Here is a 14,535-nt window from a genome sequence, read left to right as displayed (position 1 = left end):
TAGACCACTGGGTTGATAGGCCAGAGGTGGAAGACCGGTAACGGTTGGAGCTGACTGGTACTAATAGGCCGAGGACTTGTTACAAAGACGCTACGCATCCACTGTGCGGTTCTGGAAGAACAACCAGAACCGATCGAACCCCCGCTGGATCGGGGTTCTAGGTTGAATTCCATAGTGTTTCGGTGGTTATAGCGTTGGGGAAACACCCGGTCCCATTCCGAACCCGGTAGTTAAGCCCTTCTGCGCCGATGGTACTGCACTGGTTACGGTGTGGGAGAGTAGGTCGCCGCCGGACAATCTTTCAGAAGACCCCTGAGGGTCGAGCACTTCGGTGCTCCTCTCAGGGGTCTTCTGCATGTTCAGGGGCGAATTCTCACTTGCCCGCCCTGATCTCATGGAGCCATGGACGCGGTCGTGCACCCCACCCTGGAATCGTTCGACGCCGCCACTCACGATCGGCTCGCAGCCGATCCGGTGCGCAACACCATCGCGCTGACCTCACTCGACCGCCTCCGCCGGCTGCCCGGCACCGACCAACCACCGATCCTGATCACCTTCCACGACAACGGCGAGGTGATCGGCTCCCTGATCCGCACCCCGCCCTGGCCCTTCCAGGCGGCACACCTGCCCCTCGATGCGGTGAATCTGGCAGTGCAGATCGTGAGCGACGTCGACCCGGACGCCCCCGGCGTGACGGGCCCGCGGGCGAAATCAGCGGCGTTCGCCACAGCGACGGGCAAAGCCTTCGTCGAGTCCCTCGCCACCAGGCTGTACCGCCTAGGAACCCTGGCCCCGCCGACCGTAGAGGGCGCCGGCCGCCTGGCCACCGAAGACGACGTCGAACTCCTCGGCGCCTGGCGCAAGGCGTTCGTCAGGGAAGCCGTGCCCGAAGCCCCGGACCTGGGGACGACCGACGCCATGCGCGACTCCCTGCGGCTCGGCAACGGCCACGTGCTCTGGGAGATCGACGGCACCCCCGTCGCCTGGGCCGTGGCCAGCCTGCCGCAGGTCGGCATGACCCGAGTCGGCCCGGTCTACACACCACCCGAGCACCGCAAGCGCGGCTACGGCGCCGCGGTCAGCGCGATGGTCAGCCAGTGGGCGCTGGACCAGGGCGCCACCGACGTCCTGCTCTTCGCGGACCTGACCAACCCGATCTCGAACTCGATCTACCAACGCATCGGCTACCAACCACTCGACGACTGGGCGGAGTTCTGGTGGAAGCACTGACCCACGACAACCTCGAGGACTTCCTCGAGGTCGCCGGCGACTTCCTCGACGCCGACCCGGTGAACCACAGCGTCCACCTGACCACTGTGGACTCCGCTCGGCGCGGGATCCGCGAGCCTGCGGCGTTGATCTCGTTGCACGACAACGGAGTTCTCGTTGGCGCCGCGACTCGCATGCAGGACCGCCCGTTGCACGTCGCCGCCATGCCACTCGCGGCAGCCCCGCTCGTGGCCGACGCGGTGCGTGACCAGCCGATCGACGCGGTGACCGGCCCGGTGGACCGCGTGGAGGCGTTCCGCGCCTTGTGGCGCGACGGTGGCAGAGAGACCTACCGCCTCCGGCTCTACCGGCTGGACGACCTCGTCGTTCCCGACGTGCCCGGGGAGTCCCGCCTCGTGACGGCCGCCGACGAAGACCTGATCACCGAGTGGTGGGTTCGGTTCGTCGCCGAACTGGACGGACTCGAGCGAGAGGAGGCCGAGGAGGTGATGCGCGGCAGCCGGGCCATGCCGGCGGGGCACGTCATCTGGCTCGTCGACGGCGAGCCGGTCTCGTGGGCGGCCAGTACCGAACCGGTCGCCGGGGTGTCTCGGGTCGGCCCGGTCTACACCCCGCCCAGGCACCGTCGGCGCGGTTACGGAGCCGCGGCCACGGCGGCGGTCAGCCGCTGGGCGTACGGGGCAGGTGTCGATCACGTCGTGCTGACGGCAGACTTGGCGAACCCGACCGCGAACTCCGTCTACCAGGGCATCGGGTTCCGGCACGTGTCGGACTGGTCCGAGTACAAGTGGTCAGCCGAAGAGCTCTGAGGACACCGGGCGGTTTCGGACGTGTGAGGAGAACACGAGCGAGGTGGTGGTGTCGCCGTAGCGCTGCATCACCTCGACGAGATCCTCGAGCTCGACCATCGACCGGCAGACGACGCGCAGCAGCCAGCAGTCGTCCCCGGTCACGTGGTCCGCGTCGAGGATCTGCGGCAGCACCAGGACGTGTGACCGGAACCGCGGCGTGTCCAGCGACCGCACCCGCACGCGCACGATGGACTCGATCGGCAGGCCCAGCCGCGCCGGCGACACCACGGCGACGAAGCCGGTGATCACGCCCAGCGACTCCAGGCGCCGGACTCGTTCGGTCACCGCAGGCGCGGACAGCGACACCTCGCGGCCCAGCGCGGTGAACGACATGCGCCCGTCGGTCTGCAGCAGCGAGAGGATCTTCCAGTCCACCGCGTCGAGTTCCACCTGGAAATCATAAGCAGAAGGCGCTGAACGCCTGGACTTCCGCATGTCCGAAGTGGAGCGGTCCAAGCAGGATCAGGGGCATGACGAACGCACTGCGCTTCCCCGCCGCCGATCCGCACGCCGCCGCCGCCCACTTCGCCGCCGAGCTCGCGTTCGAGGCGGACCCCGACGACGTCCACCGGGACCTGCAGGACGGCAACGTGCGGGGATACGTCCTCGTGGAGACGCGCGCACCGGAGGCGTTCGCCCAGGCGCGGATTCCCGGCGCGATCAACCTGCCCTACCGCGACCTGCCCGAGCAGCTCGACCTCGACCCCGACCTCGTCTACATCTGCTACTGCGAGAGCTTCCAGTGCAACGCCGCGACCAAGGGCGCGCTCGCTCTCGCGCAGCGGGGGTACCGGGTGAAGCGGCTCTCCGGCGGCATCACGGCGTGGCGGGAGGCGGGCTATCCGGTCGAGTCGGATCAGCTGGTCGGAGCAGGTGTTTCTAAGGTCGCGTGTCATTGCTGAGTGAAGCCGACATAGGCTCACCTATGTGACCGCACCGCGTTTGCTCGTTCTGCAGCCCTCGCAGTCCGACCCGTTGGCCAAGCTCGGCGAGTGGCTGGAGGCCGACGGTGTCGAGCTGCACCTCGTGTCGTTGAAGGACGAGCCGGCCCCGGAGAACCTCGACGGCTACCAGGGCGTGATCTGCCTCGGCGGTGAGATGGGCGCGCTCGACGACCTCGAGCACCCGTGGCTCGCCGACGCCCGCCGTCTGCTGTCGAGCGCCGTGGCGAAGAGACTTCCCACGCTCGCGATCTGCCTCGGCGCGCAGCTGCTCGCGGCCGCGACCGGTGGGCAGGTCCGCAAGGGTCCACAAGGGCCTGAGGTCGGGGTGTTGCTGGTCGCGAAGCGGGACGCGGCCGGCACCGACCCGCTGTTCGCGGACCTGCCGTTCACGCCGGACGTGCTGCAGTTCCACAGCGACGAAGTGCACCTGCTGCCACCGGGTGCGGAACACCTGGCAGCCTCGCCGAAATACCCGAATCAGGCCTTTCGGGTCGGAACGAGTGCTTACGGTCTCCAGTTCCACATCGAAACGACCCCGGAAATCGTCCTGAACTGGGCGGCGAAGGATCCTGAATCGGCGGCCTGCGCGCGGCCGCACCACTTCGACCAGGACTTCCTCGCCGAGGCCCATCGCGACTTCGAAGAGGTGTGGCAGCCGTTCGTGGCCAGATTCGCCAAGCTGGTGCGGGGAGAACTGTCGCCCGCGGGGTGTTTGGGCACACAACTTCCGTTGGTGTGACGTTACTTTCGTAGGTTATAGGGCATCCTGAGTACCCGGTACCGTCATCCATCGGACACCTTGTTCGATCCAGCCGGAGGATCAGTGTGGATCCCGCACTTGTAGTGATCATCGTCGTCGTCACTGCTCTCATCTTCGACTTCACCAACGGGTTCCACGACACGGCCAACGCCATGGCCACCTCCATCGCCACGGGTGCCCTGAAGCCCCGCACGGCGGTCGCGCTGTCGGCGGTGCTCAACCTCGTTGGAGCATTCCTCTCGGTCGAGGTGGCCAAGACCATCTCCGGCGGGATCGTCGACGACGCCCAGATCACGCCCGCGATCATCTTCGGCGGGCTGGTCGGCGCGATCATGTGGAACCTGGTCACCTGGTACGCCGGGCTGCCTTCGAGTTCCTCGCACGCGTTGTTCGGTGGCCTGATCGGCGCCGCGTGGGTCGCGTCCGGTGTGGACGCCATCCACTTCGCCAAGGTCGTCGACAAGGTGCTGGTGCCCGCGGTCGTCGCGCCGCTGGTCGCCGGTGTGGTCGCGGCCCTCGCCACGATCATCGTCTACCGCCTCAAGAAGGCCGCTGACCCGCGCGTCTCGCACACCGGCTTCAAGGTCGGCCAGGTCGCGTCCGCCTCGCTGGTCTCCCTCGCGCACGGCACCAACGACGCGCAGAAGACCATGGGCATCATCACGCTGGCGCTGATCACCTCCGGCTCGCTCGCGCCCGGCTCGGGCCCGCCCACCTGGGTGATCGTCAGCGCCGGTCTCGCGATCGCGCTCGGCACGTACCTCGGCGGCTGGCGCATCACGCACACGCTCGGCCGCGGCCTGACGACCATCGAGCCCGCCCAGGGCTTCGCGGCGCAGACCTCGACCGCCACGGCGATCCTCGCGTCGTCGCACCTGGGCTTCGCGCTGTCCACCACGCACGTCGCGTCCGGCGGCATCATGGGCTCCGGTCTCGGCCGGGACCGCCACGGCGTCAAGTGGGGCACCATGGGCAAGATGGCCGCGGGCTGGCTGCTCACGCTGCCCGCCGCCGGCATCGTCGGTGCCATCGCGGGCAAGTGGGCGTCGACGGGCACCGGCGGGATCATCGGGGTCGCCGTCATCGGTGGTGCCGTTTCGCTCGGCATCTGGATCCTGTCGCGGCGTGAGCCGGTGAAGCCCGAGCACATCGTCGACGAGGTGGCCGCTCAGGCCGAGCTGCACAAGGTTGCGGCATGACCGTCAACTGGACCGCGCTGCTCCAGGTCTTCGGCGCCACGCTGCTGGTCACGGTCCTCGTGGTGACTTTGTTCGTGCTCGGCATCCGCGCGTTGTCGACCGACAAGAAGATGCCGGCGTACGCGAGCTTCGCCGGGTGCGTCGCCGTCGTGCTCTATGGACTCTCTCTGATCGTCTTCTAGCTCTGTGAGGACTAGGTTGGCTCCTGATGAGCGAACCAGTCCGCCACTCTTCACCAGCAAGATTCGGTCTCACCGAGCCGCGCAGCGAGGAAATGCTGCGCGGTCTCGGCCTGTGGGCTGACCGCCGCCCGGCCGACGGCTCCGAACCTGTGCTGTTCGCGCTGTCCCGTTGCCCGGACCCCGACCTCGCGTTGCGCGGATTGGAGCGGCTCCAAGCGGTCGCCGACTGGGACGCGCTGTCGGCCGCGCTGCACGAGGACGTCGCGGTGCGAGGCCGGCTGCTGGCCGTGCTGGGGTCGTCGACGGCGTTGTCGGACTTCCTCGTCGTGAACCCGGACCGGTGGCGCTCGCTCACCGGCGAGGTCGACGTGTCGCTGGACTTGGCGGACGGCGACGTGCTGCGCACGGAGTACCGGGCGAAACTGCTGCTCGTTGCGGCCAACGACCTGGCGCACGTCGTTGAGTCCTCGTTGCCGTTCGTTCCATACGACACCGTGGCCGCGCAGCTGTCCGATCTCGCCGTGTCTGCGCTACGGGCGTCGTTGAAGCTCGCGTCGGAACGCGTCAACGGTGCGGACCGCTGCCAACTCGCCGTGATCGCGATGGGCAAGTGCGGCGCGAACGAGCTGAACTACGTGAGCGACGTCGACGTCGTGTTCGTCGCCGAGGGCGATCTGAGCGTGGCGACGCGGCTGGCCAGCACGCTGATGCAGATCGCCGGCCAGTCGTGCTTCGAGGTCGACGCGGCACTGCGGCCGGAGGGCAAGGCGGGCGCGCTGGTTCGCACGTTGGACGGGCACGCGTCGTACTACAAGAAGTGGGCGCGGACCTGGGAGTTCCAGGCGTTGCTGAAGGCGCGGCCGGTCGCGGGCGACGCCGAGCTGGGGCAGGCCTACCTCGACGTCGTGCGGCCGTACGTGTGGACGGCGGCCGAGCGCGAGAACTTCGTCGAGGACGTGCAGGCGATGCGTCGCCGCGTCGAGGACCACGTGCCGTCAGGGCTGGCTGACCGGGAGCTGAAGCTCGGCCGGGGTGGTCTGCGTGACGTCGAGTTCGCGGTGCAGCTGCTGCAGCTCGTGCACGGCCGTTCTGACGAAGAGCTGCGCATTCAGGCGACGACTGCCGCGTTGGCGGCATTGGGCAGGGGCGGGTACGTCGGGCGCAACGACGCCGCGGACTTCGGGCGCTCGTACCGGTTCCTCCGCACGTTGGAGCACCGTCTGCAGTTGCAGCGTTTACTGCGCACGCACCTCTTTCCTGCAGACGACGACACCGCGGCGTTGCGCTGGTTGGCGCGCTCGGTCGGTCTTGCGGCGGACGGGCAGAAGTCGGAGGGCCAGGTGCTGCTCGCGGAGTTCCGCAAGCACGCCAACCAGGTCCGGCGGCTGCACGAGAAGCTGTTCTACCGGCCGTTGCTGCAGTCCGTGGCGGGCGTGTCGACGGAGGCACTGCGGCTCACCACCAAGGAGGCCGTTGCCCGGCTCGCGGCGTTGGGCTACACCTCGTCTGACGGCGCGTTGCGGCACATCCAGGCGTTGACGCACGGCGTTTCGCGGCGCGCTCGCATCCAGGGTGCGCTGCTGCCGGTGCTGCTAGATCTGTTCGCCGGGACGCCTGATCCGGACGGTGGGCTGCTGGCGTACCGGAAGGTGTCCGAGGCGCTCGCGGAAACCCCCTGGTACCTGCGGCTTCTGCGCGACGAGGGCGCTGTCGTCGAACGGCTCGCGGTGTTGCTCGGCACCTCTCGGTTCGTGCCCGAACTGCTGGTGCGGGCGCCGGAGGTGTTGCGGCTGCTCGCGGACACCGAGGCGTTGGTCGGCCGTGATCCGCACGCCGTCGGGAATCCTTTGCGCAGCGCAGTCTCCCGGTACGACGACCTGACACGCGCGGTTGCGGCCGCACGGTCGTTGCGTCGGCACGAGATGTTGCGGGTCGCGGCTGCGGACCTGTTGGGCTTCATGCCGATCGAAACGGTGTGCGTCTCGCTGTCCGAGGTGTGGGGCGCGGTGCTGCAGAGCGCGTTGGACGCGGCGGTGCGCGCGGCCGGCGAACCCGTCGCGGCGTTGTCCGTGATCGGCATGGGCCGGCTCGGCGGGCACGAGCTCGGGTACGGCTCGGACGCGGACGTGATGTTCGTGTGCCGGCCGTTCGAGGGCGTGACCGACGCCGAGGCGGCGAAATGGGCGAGTGGCATCGTCGAGAAGATCCGGCGGCTGCTCGGCGCGCCGTCGCAGGACCCGCCGCTGCAGGTCGACGCGGATCTGCGGCCGGAGGGCCGGCAGGGACCGCTGGTGCGGACGCTGGACTCGTACCGCGCGTACTACCGGCAGTGGGCGGAGATGTGGGAGAAGCAGGCGCTGCTGCGGGCGCGGTTCATCGCGGGCGACGCCGCGCTGGGTGCCGACTTCGAGGCGTTGATCGAGCCGTTGCGGTATCCGGCTGACGGCCTGGACGCGGCGTCGGTGCGGGAAATCAGGCGGATCAAGGCACGGGTCGAGACGGAACGGCTGCCGCGCGGCGCCGACCCGAGCACGCACACGAAGCTCGGCCGGGGCGGGCTCGCCGACGTCGAGTGGACCGTGCAGCTGTTGCAGCTGCAGCACTCCGGCGCTGTTCCCGGCCTGCGCACACCGTCCACGACGGCCGCGATGGCCGCTGCTGTCGACGCCGGGCTGCTGGCTTCCGCTGACGCGGCGGCGTTGACGGCTGCCTGGAACCTCGCGACGCACGCGCGCAACGCCGTTACGTTGGTGCGGGGCAAGGCGTCCGACCAGCTGCCGACGTCGGGGCGCGATCTCGTCGCCGTCGCTTCCGTCATGGGGCATCAGCCCAACGGCGATCCGGGTGTCTTCCTGGAGGAGTACCGCCGCACCACGCGCCGTGCACGTGCGGTAGTGGAGCGAGTCTTCTACGGTGAGAAACCGTGAAAGCGATCGCGTTTACCCGGTTCGGCGACGCCGACGTCATGTCGTGGCAGGAGCTGCCCGACCCGCTGCTCGGACCTGACCAGGTCCTGGTCGAGGTCAAGGCGGCCGGGGTGAACCCGGTGGACTTCAAGATCAGAGCCGGTTACCTGCAGGGACTGCTGCCGCACCACCTGCCGTTGATCCCGGGCTGGGATGTGGCCGGTGTCGTGCGGGCGGTCGGCATCGGCGTCCAGGACTGGAAGCCGGGCGACGAGATCCTCGCCTACGGGCGTAAAGACCACGTGCAGTTCGGCACCTACGCCGAGCTGGTCGCGCTGCCGGACCGGATGATCGCGCGCAAACCGTCCAACGTGGACTTCGTGACGGCCGCCGCGCTGCCGTTGGCCGGTTTGACGGCGTTGCAGGCGCTGAAGGCCGTCGGCACCGGCACTGGTGACGCCGTGCTGGTGCACGCCGCCGCGGGTGGTGTCGGGCATCTTCAGGTGCAGATCGCGCGTGAGCTCGGTGCCGCGCGGGTGCTCGGCACGGCGTCGCCGCGCAACCACGAGTTCGTGCGTTCACTTGGAGCCGAACCGGTCGCCTACGGTGACGCGCTGGTGGACGCCGTGGCGGAGCTGGTCGGCGGTGACGGCCTGGTCGACGTGGTGGTCGACAACGTCGGCGGGCTCGCGTTCGACCAGTCGCTGCAGCTGGTGCGCGATCGAGCGCGAATGACGTCCATTGTGGACGGGCCACGGGCGCTGGAGCACGGCGTGATCAACACCTGGGCGCGTCCCAACGGGGAACAGACGCAGTGGCTGGTGGATCGGGTGGCGGCCGGTTCGATCCGCGTCGAGGTGCAGCAGACGTTCCCGTTGGCCGAGGCCGTGAAGGCGCACAAGCTCCTCGAAGGCGGGCACGTGCGCGGAAAAGTCGTACTGACGGCCTGAAAGCTTCAGGTTTGTTTTCAGGTTTGGGGGCACTCCTGCCGGAGTGCCCCCATTTCTGGGCTGCTCAGTCTTCGTCCTGGTCGGGGTCGACAGCGGGAGCGCTGGTGTAAACCTCGACCACCCACTCCTCCTCCAACGACTCCGCGTCGTCGGAGTCGGGAACGAGACGGTTGTAGACGCGGACACCGAGGTCGAGCACGTCAGCGGCCTGAACCGCTTCGAGAGCCTCGGCCGCCGAGTCGACGATGTGGGTGGTGAGCAGCTGCGGAGCCGTGAATTCGGCGACTTCTTGGGACACGCGCGGACCCTAGCGCATTGACGTTTCACCCAATCGATATGAGACTAGGCGCGCCCAGCGGGGGAGCGTGGGCAAGTCACGGGGGTCGAACAGAGGAAGTCATGCAGCATCGTCGGGTCACGCGCGGAGCAAAGACTGCGATCACCATCGCGGGCGTGGCTGCTGGGGTGCTCGCACTACTCGGTGTGATCCAGTTTGCACTGAGTGGCAGCAACTCCACCGCTCAGCCCAACACCACGACGACGACCACTACGTCGAACGGCGTCGAAACCCCTGATGGCGCACTGGAAACCACTGAGCCTTCCGCAGACGTGAAGGTGCAAACGGGTTCCTTCAAGCAGCAGCGCGGCATGCTGACCATAGAGGTCACACGCGTAGAAGCCGCGAACGGCCGTGTGAAGCTCTTCGTGACGGCCACGAACGCCTCCCAGGCCAGGATGACCCTCCCTCGCGACGGCATCGCGGTCTTGGACGATCTGAAGCGCACTTACACGGCGTCGAGCAGCAAGTGGGAAGGCCTGGTCACCCAGGGCACCACGACTCAGGGCACCGTCATCCTCGACGAGAAGCTCGGCACGGGTGTGAACTCGCTCACTCTGACGTTCTCGTCGATCTCCGGCCAGTTCGCCCCCACCGGCGCCGCGATCACCGTGCCGGGCATCCCGATCCCGAGGTGATTCGGTCCCACCGAGTGGGTACGCCTCTCGTGTGTTCAACACTTGGGAGGCACCTGTGGCTCAGCGTGGAAGTGATCAGCACGGCCCCGCCCGCGACGACGAGCTGAAGCGCGAGCTCGCGAACGAACTGCGCGCCGGCGGCCCGACACGTGCGCAGGCCTGGCGCGAGCCGGAGATGCCGGAACCGGACGAAAACCCGTCGGACGACCGCCCGTAGGCGACCTACTGTGGTCGCGTGAAGTACTTGTTCTTCTGGGGACACCGCCCCGAACGCGAGGGCAGCATCGGCAAGGGCTGCCTGTCGCAGTGGTGGCCGTGCTCGTTCGTCGTTGAGGGACAACAGTTCGCGTCGGCCGAGCACTACATGATGTGGCGCAAGGCCTTGCTGTTCAACGACACCGCCGTCGCCGAGCGAGTTCTCGCCGCCCGCACGCCAGCCGAGGCGAAGGCGCTGGGACGAGCCGTGTCGGGATTCGTCGATGCCACCTGGGTTTCCGCGCGCCTGGAGATCGTGGTGGAGGGCAGCCTGGCGAAGTTCGGCCAGGATCGGGCTCTGCGTTCCTACCTGCTGGGCACGGGTTCGCGCGTGCTGGTCGAGGCCAGCCCGCAGGACCGCGTGTGGGGCATCGGCCTGGTCGCCTCGGACCCGCGTGCCGCGGACCCGTCGACGTGGCTCGGCCTGAACCTGCTCGGCGAGGCCCTGATGGAGGTCCGCTCTAGGTTGTCCGCAGCGTGAGGTAGGTGGTGAGGGCCGCCAGCGTGAGGCCGCAGGGGATCTGTCCTTTTCGGATCAACGCCGGAATCTTGCTGAGCGGCACCCACTCGACCCTGGCCGCCTCGGCCGGGTCGTGCTCGCCGGTCTTCTCCGGGTCCGCGCCGACGAAGACGTGCGTGACGTGGTTGCTGATGCCGTTCAACGGGTTCATGGTGATCAGCGGCTCGATGCTGCGCGGCCGGTAACCGGTTTCTTCCTCGGTCTCGCGCAATGCCGCAGTCTTGGCGGTCTCGTTCGCTTCGAGGCGGCCTGCCGGAATCTCCCAGCCCCACACGCCGGTGGTGAACCGGTGGCGCCACATCAGCAGGACGTTGTCCTTCTCGACGACCACCACGGCCGTGGACGGGTAGGGCAGACGCACCACGTGGTGCTCGAACCGTTCACCTCGGGGGAGCTCGACGTCGTCGAGGTCGACGCTCATCCACTCCGAGTCGTAGATCCTGCGGGTGCCGTGCACCGTCCATTCCGTCACGGGGAAGCACTATCACGTGAACCTCGTGCCCACGCCACACGTGTGTCTAGGCGTAGGGAAAGCAGGGAGAGGCGATGTTCAGCTACTCAGGACCAGCCCAGCTCATCTACGTGGACGGCAGAACGGTCGAGCTGGACCGGGCGGATCTGATCGAGACGATGACCGGTGGGTTCTGGCAGTGGTCCGGTGCCGGGACGTCCTCGGAACCCCTCATCGACGGTGACGCCCTGATGAAGCTGCCGACCGGATCCATCGCCGATGTCGTGGTCTCCAACGTCCGGGTCATCACCGGTCCGAGAGGCGTGGCGTGCAGTGCGACGTTGCTCGGCAGCCACACGAACTGAGGGCCGGGTGACTGTTTCCAGTCACCCGGCCCTCAGCGTTGTTCAGAGGTCGATCACACGTCGTAGTAGAGCGCGAACTCGTAGGGGTTCGGGCGCAGACGCAGCGGGTCGATCTCCTGCTCACGCTTGTACGAGATCCAGGTGTCGATCACGTCCGGGGTGAACACGCCGCCCTCGAGCAGGAACTCGTGGTCGGCCTCCAGGTTGTCCAGCACCGCGTCGAGGGTGGCCGGGACCTGCTTGACGTCGCGGGCCTCCTCGGGCGGGAGCTCGTAGAGGTCCTTGTCGATCGGGGCCGGCGGCTCGATCTTGTTCTTCACGCCGTCGAGGCCCGCCATGACCATCGCCGAGAAGGCGAGGTACGGGTTGCCCGAGGAGTCGGGGCAGCGGAACTCGATGCGCTTGGCCTTCGGGTTGTTGCCCGTGATCGGGATGCGGACGCACGCCGAGCGGTTGCGCTGGGAGTAGACCAGCGAGACCGGGGCCTCGTAGCCGGGGACCAGGCGGTGGTAGGAGTTCACCGTCGGGTTGGTGAAGGCCAGCAGCGACGGCGCGTGGTGCAGGATGCCGCCGATGTAGTGGCGGGCGGTGTCGGACAGGCCCGCGTAGCCGCTCTCGTCGTGGAACAGCGGCGCGCCGTCCTTCCACAGCGACTGGTGGGTGTGCATGCCCGAGCCGTTGTCGCCGAAGAGGGGCTTCGGCATGAAGGTGACGGTCTTGCCGGCCTGCCACGCGGTGTTCTTGATGATGTACTTGAACAGCATCAGGTCGTCCGCGGCGTGCAGCAGCGTGTTGAAGCGGTAGTTGATCTCCGCCTGGCCCGCGGTGCCGACCTCGTGGTGGGCGCGCTCGACCGCGAAGCCGTTCGCCTCCATGTTGAGGACCATCTTGTCGCGGAGGTCCGCGTAGTGGTCGGTCGGCGTGACGGGGAAGTAGCCGCCCTTGTACTTCACCTTGTAGCCGAGGTTGCCGCCCTCTTCGTCGCGGCCCGTGTTCCACCAGCCGGACTCGGAGTCGATCTTGTGGAACGACCCGTTCGCCGTGGTGTCGAACTGGATCGAGTCGAAGATGTAGAACTCGGCCTCGGCACCGAAGTACGCGGTGTCGGCGATGCCCGAGTCGGTGATGTACTGCTCGGCCTTGCGCGCGATGTTGCGCGGGTCGCGGCTGTAGGCCTCACGCGTGAACGGGTCGTGCACGAAGAAGTTGACGATCAGCGTCTTCTCGATGCGGAACGGGTCCAGGCGCGCGGTGTACAGGTCGGGCAGCAGCAGCATGTCCGACTCGTGGATGGACTGGAAGCCACGCACGGAGGAGCCGTCGAAGGCGAGACCCTCTTCGATCGCGTCGGCGTCGAACGCCTTGGCCGGCAGTGTGAAGTGCTGCATCACGCCGGGCAGGTCGCTGAACCGCACGTCGACGAACTTGACGCCCTCGTCGGAGATGAACTTCAGCACCTCGTCGGAATTTTTGAACACCCTCGTCGACTCCTTGACTATGGACAACGGCTGGTCATCGCGAGCGACCGTATGTCGGCGGTGTTGCCCGTCCGTCACTCGGATGTTTCGCCAGTGTTAACGGGGCCGTCCGAAGGGGCAAGACGACCTGCCGGTCCTCACCCGTTGAGACGGCCTTACTCTGGTGGAGTGAGCAAGTGGACCGGTTCGTGGCTTTCGGGACCCGACTCCGTGCTCGAACCGGGCGAGGGTTCGAACGACGGCACGCAGCAGCGCTGGCGTGGCGAGCGCCACGGCTTCCCGGAGAAGGGGCCGGGCTCCATCGCCTCGATCGGCCGGCGCACGTTCGCCATCCTGGCCGACTTCATCCTCGCGGCGGGCGTCGCGGCGGTGTTCACCCGCCCTGACCTGCCGAAGAACTGGAGCCTGCTGGCCTGGTTCGTCATCACCGTGGTCGCCGTCGCGTTCTTCGGGTTCACCCCGGGGCACGCGCTGTTCGGGCTGCGGGTGGCGCGCATCGACGGCAAGGCCTTCGTGCACCTGCCCCGCGCGCTGCTGCGCACGATCCTGATCTTCCCGCTGATCCCGGCGCTGGTCTGGGACTCGGACGGCCGCTGCCTGCACGACAAGGCCGCCGGCACCGTCGTCATCAAGGTCCGCTAGAACCCGTTAGACGTGAAGAGGCCCGCCGCACATCTCGTGCGGCGGGCCTCTTCACGTCTAACGGGAGTGCGTCACCCGCGGCGGCGCAGCGTGCGCTGGACGTTGCGCATCTTCGCGCCCGCCGGCATCGGGCCCTTGGGCAGTGCGGCGCCGCGGCTGGCCAGCGCGGAGAGGCGGGTCTCGAGCGTGTCGACCTGGGCGGCCGTGATGTTGCGCGGCAGCTTCATCAGCGTCGACTGCAGCTTCTTGAGAGGGACCTGGCCCTCTTCGGTGCCGATGATGAAGTCGTAGATCGGGGTCTCGCCGATGACGCGCGAGATGCGCTTCTTCTCCTGCGCGAGCAGCGGCTTCACCCGGTGCGGGGAGCCCTCGGCGACCAGGACCACGCCCGGACGGCCGAGCACGCGGTGCACGGCGTCGAGCTGCGTGGTGCCCGCGACGGCGGGGGTCACGCGCCAGCGGCCGCGCAGGTTCTCCAGCGCCCACGCGCCGGCGCCCGGCTGGCCGTCGGCCTTGCGGAAGACGTTGCTCTGCACGCGACGACCGAAGATGATCACGGCCAGCAGCGCGCCGATCGCGACGCCCAGCGGCACGAACATCCAGACCGCGTTGAAGACCAGGCCCAGGACCACGGCGATCGCCGTGACACCGAGGACAGCCCCCAGCATCAGCGGAATCAGCGCCTTGTCCTCGCGGCGCTGCATCTTGAACGCCTCGAAGATCTGCTTGCGCCGTTCGCGGGATGCCGCGCGGCGAGCCTTCGCCGCTTCCTTGGCAGCCGCCTTGTCCTGCTTACCAGCCATGCTCACCAGGATACGGCGCGGTGG

General features: G+C 68.0%; 18 protein-coding genes and 2 rRNA genes. 15 read left to right on the top strand and 5 right to left on the bottom strand.

The annotated features are described in order from the left end of the window. The 4 genes from G7043_RS46865 to G7043_RS46850 all read left to right on the top strand — a co-directional run. A 23S ribosomal RNA gene (locus tag G7043_RS46865) occupies positions 1–84 on the top strand; the annotation flags it as partial. 94 nt (positions 85–178) lie between these two features. Then, positions 179–295, top strand: a 5S ribosomal RNA gene (rrf, locus tag G7043_RS46860). Between the two features lie 107 nt (positions 296–402). Further along, positions 403–1,230, top strand: a complete 828-nt coding sequence (locus tag G7043_RS46855) for a GNAT family N-acetyltransferase (protein ID WP_166056166.1) — start codon at positions 403–405, stop codon at positions 1,228–1,230. Continuing rightward, on the top strand, positions 1,218–2,039 hold the full coding sequence (locus G7043_RS46850) for a GNAT family N-acetyltransferase (protein WP_166056164.1): 822 nt from the start codon (positions 1,218–1,220) through the stop codon (positions 2,037–2,039). Before G7043_RS46855 ends, G7043_RS46850 begins: the two co-directional genes overlap by 13 nt. Here the strand turns inward: G7043_RS46850 and G7043_RS46845 are convergent. Further along, a complete protein-coding gene (locus G7043_RS46845) occupies positions 2,022–2,471 on the bottom strand; it encodes an Lrp/AsnC family transcriptional regulator (RefSeq protein ID WP_313888440.1) in 450 nt (149 codons plus the stop codon). The two genes, G7043_RS46850 and G7043_RS46845, sit on opposite strands and share 18 nt — an antisense overlap. An 80-nt stretch (positions 2,472–2,551) precedes the next feature. On the opposite strand from G7043_RS46845, the gene G7043_RS46840 reads away from it, so the two are divergent. The 6 genes from G7043_RS46840 (at position 2,552) to G7043_RS46815 (ending at position 9,022) form a co-directional block, all read left to right on the top strand. Then, positions 2,552–2,983 (top strand): rhodanese-like domain-containing protein, encoded by a 432-nt coding sequence (locus G7043_RS46840; protein ID WP_166056160.1) that lies wholly within the window; start codon positions 2,552–2,554, stop codon positions 2,981–2,983. A gap of 25 nt (positions 2,984–3,008) precedes the next feature. Then, positions 3,009–3,764 carry a type 1 glutamine amidotransferase gene (locus tag G7043_RS46835; protein WP_166056158.1) on the top strand — a complete coding sequence of 252 codons (756 nt, stop codon included), beginning with the start codon at positions 3,009–3,011 and terminating at the stop codon, positions 3,762–3,764. A gap of 86 nt (positions 3,765–3,850) precedes the next feature. Next, entirely contained in the window at positions 3,851–4,984 is a 1,134-nt protein-coding gene (locus G7043_RS46830; RefSeq protein WP_166056156.1) for an inorganic phosphate transporter, read from the top strand. Then, positions 4,981–5,166: a hypothetical protein gene (locus G7043_RS46825; RefSeq protein WP_166056154.1), complete on the top strand. Its 186-nt coding sequence runs from the start codon at positions 4,981–4,983 to the stop codon at positions 5,164–5,166. The genes G7043_RS46830 and G7043_RS46825 overlap by 4 nt, the downstream gene beginning before the upstream one ends. 26 nt (positions 5,167–5,192) lie before the next feature. After that, positions 5,193–8,093 (top strand): bifunctional [glutamine synthetase] adenylyltransferase/[glutamine synthetase]-adenylyl-L-tyrosine phosphorylase, encoded by a 2,901-nt coding sequence (locus tag G7043_RS46820; protein ID WP_166056152.1) that lies wholly within the window; start codon positions 5,193–5,195, stop codon positions 8,091–8,093. Beyond that, positions 8,090–9,022 carry an NADP-dependent oxidoreductase gene (locus G7043_RS46815; protein ID WP_166056150.1) on the top strand — a complete coding sequence of 311 codons (933 nt, stop codon included), beginning with the start codon at positions 8,090–8,092 and terminating at the stop codon, positions 9,020–9,022. The genes G7043_RS46820 and G7043_RS46815 overlap by 4 nt, the downstream gene beginning before the upstream one ends. Positions 9,023–9,086: 64 nt before the next feature. Here the strand turns inward: G7043_RS46815 and G7043_RS46810 are convergent, their stop codons facing one another. Further along, positions 9,087–9,320 (bottom strand): hypothetical protein, encoded by a 234-nt coding sequence (locus G7043_RS46810; protein ID WP_166056148.1) that lies wholly within the window; start codon positions 9,318–9,320, stop codon positions 9,087–9,089. Positions 9,321–9,505: 185 nt separating this feature from the next. On the opposite strand from G7043_RS46810, the gene G7043_RS46805 reads away from it, so the two are divergent. Genes G7043_RS46805 through G7043_RS46795 form a run of 3 tightly spaced genes read left to right on the top strand, consistent with a single transcriptional unit; the run spans position 9,506 to position 10,733 of the window. Further along, the gene (locus G7043_RS46805; protein ID WP_166056146.1) at positions 9,506–9,997 is read left to right on the top strand and encodes a hypothetical protein; all 492 of its coding nucleotides are present in this window, start codon (positions 9,506–9,508) and stop codon (positions 9,995–9,997) included. 55 nt (positions 9,998–10,052) lie between these two features. Further along, a complete protein-coding gene (locus G7043_RS46800) occupies positions 10,053–10,214 on the top strand; it encodes a hypothetical protein (RefSeq protein ID WP_166056144.1) in 162 nt (53 codons plus the stop codon). A gap of 18 nt (positions 10,215–10,232) precedes the next feature. After that, entirely contained in the window at positions 10,233–10,733 is a 501-nt protein-coding gene (locus tag G7043_RS46795) for an NADAR family protein (RefSeq protein ID WP_166056142.1), read from the top strand. Here G7043_RS46795 and G7043_RS46790 read toward each other — a convergent pair. Continuing rightward, on the bottom strand, positions 10,714–11,244 hold the full coding sequence (locus tag G7043_RS46790; RefSeq protein ID WP_166056140.1) for an NUDIX hydrolase: 531 nt from the start codon (positions 11,242–11,244) through the stop codon (positions 10,714–10,716). The two genes, G7043_RS46795 and G7043_RS46790, sit on opposite strands and share 20 nt — an antisense overlap. A 74-nt stretch (positions 11,245–11,318) precedes the next feature. Between G7043_RS46790 and G7043_RS46785 the strand changes: the two genes are divergently transcribed. Beyond that, positions 11,319–11,588: a hypothetical protein gene (locus tag G7043_RS46785; protein WP_166056138.1), complete on the top strand. Its 270-nt coding sequence runs from the start codon at positions 11,319–11,321 to the stop codon at positions 11,586–11,588. A 53-nt stretch (positions 11,589–11,641) separates the two neighbouring features. Here the strand turns inward: G7043_RS46785 and glnA are convergent, their stop codons facing one another. After that, entirely contained in the window at positions 11,642–13,066 is a 1,425-nt protein-coding gene (gene glnA, locus G7043_RS46780; RefSeq protein WP_166056136.1) for a type I glutamate--ammonia ligase, read from the bottom strand. A gap of 168 nt (positions 13,067–13,234) precedes the next feature. Between glnA and G7043_RS46775 the strand changes: the two genes are divergently transcribed. Further along, on the top strand, positions 13,235–13,708 hold the full coding sequence (locus G7043_RS46775; RefSeq protein WP_166056134.1) for an RDD family protein: 474 nt from the start codon (positions 13,235–13,237) through the stop codon (positions 13,706–13,708). Positions 13,709–13,779: 71 nt separating this feature from the next. On the opposite strand, the gene G7043_RS46770 is transcribed toward G7043_RS46775, so the two are convergent. Next, entirely contained in the window at positions 13,780–14,511 is a 732-nt protein-coding gene (locus G7043_RS46770) for a DUF4191 domain-containing protein (protein WP_086666914.1), read from the bottom strand. Between the last annotated feature and the right edge of the window lie 24 nt (positions 14,512–14,535).

It is taken from the genome of Lentzea alba (genome assembly GCF_011067745.1).
GTDB lineage: Bacteria > Actinomycetota > Actinomycetes > Mycobacteriales > Pseudonocardiaceae > Lentzea > Lentzea alba.
This window is presented reverse-complemented; position numbering and strand designations above follow the sequence as displayed.

Bases quoted from the DNA above. Each gene is read 5' to 3' on its own strand.
- G7043_RS46840 (WP_166056160.1), top strand. From the start codon at position 2,552: ATGACGAACGCACTGCGCTTCCCCGCCGCCGATCCGCACGCCGCCGCC.
- G7043_RS46770 (WP_086666914.1), bottom strand. From the start codon at position 14,511: ATGGCTGGTAAGCAGGACAAGGCGGCTGCCAAGGAAGCGGCGAAGGCT.
- G7043_RS46855 (WP_166056166.1), top strand. From the start codon at position 403: ATGGACGCGGTCGTGCACCCCACCCTGGAATCGTTCGACGCCGCCACT.
- G7043_RS46820 (WP_166056152.1), top strand. From the start codon at position 5,193: ATGAGCGAACCAGTCCGCCACTCTTCACCAGCAAGATTCGGTCTCACC.
- G7043_RS46825 (WP_166056154.1), top strand. From the start codon at position 4,981: ATGACCGTCAACTGGACCGCGCTGCTCCAGGTCTTCGGCGCCACGCTG.
- G7043_RS46785 (WP_166056138.1), top strand. From the start codon at position 11,319: ATGTTCAGCTACTCAGGACCAGCCCAGCTCATCTACGTGGACGGCAGA.